Below are 2174 nucleotides of genomic sequence, written 5' to 3'. Positions count from 1 at the left end.
CCCCCGGACCGTGGGGGGTCGAGCGCCCCCCGCGGCCGGGCGCGCCGTCGTACCGGTCCGGCGGGAGGGGGGCGGCCAGGATCCCCAGGCGGCGCCCGCCGTGGTGCGTGTAGGCGGCCGTGGAGGAACGGGACTGGGCCCGGACGAGATCGCCGATCTCCTCGGCCGACCGGTTCCAGTCGATGCGCAGGGCCTCGACGGACCGGACACCGGCCCGGTGGGGCGCCGCGGGGTTCGCGACGGGGCCGCCGGATTCCTCGTGGACGGTGTGGGACGGGGTGGTGTCGAAGTGTCGGTGCACGCGGCGGAGCAGGGAGCCGAGTTGGGCGCGCTCGGGGGCGCTCAGGGGGCTCAGGAACTCCTCGTCGGCGGACGCGATGTCCGCGTTGAGGCGACTCAGCGCGGCGCGACCGTTCTCCGTGAGGTCCACGACGACCCGGCGGCGGTCCTCGGTGTCGCGGGTGCAGTCGACGTGGCCGGCGCGGTTCAGGTCGTTCACGATCTTGACGAGATCGCTGGCGTTCATGTCGAGACGCGTCGCGAGGGTGCCCTTGGACTGCGGGCCGAGGTCGGACAGCAGTGCCAGCACGGTCAGGTGCCACAGGCGCAGCCCGTGTTCGGTCAGTTTGGCCGTCAGTCTGCGTCGGGCGGCCTTGCCGATCGCGTAGACGAGGTAGGCGTTCAGGTCGAGGACGCTGGGCGGTGTCGCGCTCTTGGGTTCCGCCACCGCGGCCGGTCTCCCGCAGTGTTCGGCGCCACCGGCGACGGGCGCCGGATTCGGTTCCGGTGCCGGTCTCTCCTGCGTGGCCCCGGGTGCGGCGGCCCCCGGCGCCGGCGGAGCAGCGATGGTCGGGTCGGCGTTGGTGAGGGCGCCGAGCACCCGCGCCCAGTCCGCCTGGGTGTTCCCCACTCCGATGATGACGAACGGGGACCCGACGGGGTCCCCGTGCGTACCGGTGGTCGTTTGTCGCTCCATCAGCTTTCCCTCATTCCCCGTTCGTTCGTTGCCGAGTGCGCCGCCGACGGAATGACGTCGCCGCCCCACGGATCCGGTGATCCGCGCGGCGGCGAGGGGTCAGGTCGGCGCCCCGTGGTCGGTGCGGGGCGCCGTCCGGTCGATCGGTGGGGACTCGGCGTGCGGCCACTCAGGGCCGACTGGTCAGATATCCACCCATGGAGGTGAAGTACTCCGTCGCGGACAGTTCCCGGCCGTCCTCGGTGCGGACCCGGGTGACGGCGAGTCCGTGATTGCGGCCGGTGCGCGCGTCGGCGCCGGCCACGATGACGACCCCGTCGCCCTCGCGGTAGAAGATCCGGCCGGGGGTGCCCCCGTACCTGGCCTCGGACACCACGGCGGCCAGGATCTCCAGGCGCTTGCCCCGGTGGTGGGTGAAGGCGCTCGGGTAGGGGTCGGACTGGGCCCGGACCAGGCGCGCGAGGTCTTCGGCGGGCCAGTTCCAGTCGATCCGGACGTCTTCCTCGGCGCGCTTGTGGAAGAAGCTCGCGAGCGAGCGGTCCTGCTTGGTGAACTCGGTGCGGCCGGAGGCGATCAGGTCGAGCGCGCCCACGGCGACCGGGGCGATCAGGTCGACCGTCTTGTGGAACAGGTCGGTCGCGGTGTCGGTCGGGCCGACCGGGACCGCCTGCTGGACCACGATGTCCCCGGCGTCGAGTTCCTCGTCCATCAGGTGGGCGGTGACGCCCACTTCGGACTCGTTGTTGATGAGGGCCCAGATCAGCGGGGAGAAGCCCGCGTACTTGGGGAGCAGCGAGTCGTGCACGTTCAGGGTGCCGTGGCGCGGCAGGTCGTAGATGCGCGGGGGGATCCAGGTGCGCCAGTTGTTGGCGACGATGATGTCCGGATCCGCCTCCTTGAGGCGGGCGAACAGCTCCTCGTCGTCCGGGCGGTTGCGGATCTCGACCGGCACTCCGTGCTCGGCCGCGAGGTCGGCGACCGAGTCGCTCCAGATCTTCTCGTAGGCGTGCTCGCTCTTGGGGTGCGTGACGACCAGCACCACGTCGTGCTCGGAGTCCAACAGCGCCTGCAGAGTGCGATGTCCCCAGGTCTGGTACCCGAACATGACGACCCGCATGCGGTCCTCCTCAGAAGAATGATGGATTGACTCCAGTAAAGCAAGGCTTACCTAACTACGCAACGCCCCCATATCCTGGGT

2 protein-coding genes are annotated in these 2174 nt (G+C 70.9%); both read right to left on the bottom strand.

What is annotated here, in order from left to right; all coding sequences use genetic code 11:
• The coding region (locus ADK55_RS35545) for a MarR family winged helix-turn-helix transcriptional regulator (protein WP_063839533.1) at window positions 1–976 on the bottom strand (976 nt) is incomplete at its 3' end.
• A gap of 169 nt (window positions 977–1145) precedes the next feature.
• Window positions 1146–2093, bottom strand: a complete 948-nt coding sequence (locus tag ADK55_RS13785; RefSeq protein ID WP_053678516.1) for a methionyl-tRNA formyltransferase — start codon at window positions 2091–2093, stop codon at window positions 1146–1148.
• Window positions 2094–2174: the final 81 nt, after the last annotated feature.

This window comes from Streptomyces sp. WM4235 (assembly GCF_001279725.1).
GTDB lineage: Bacteria > Actinomycetota > Actinomycetes > Streptomycetales > Streptomycetaceae > Streptomyces.
Note: the sequence above shows the minus strand (reverse complement) of the source record. Positions and strands in the feature narration are given on the sequence as shown.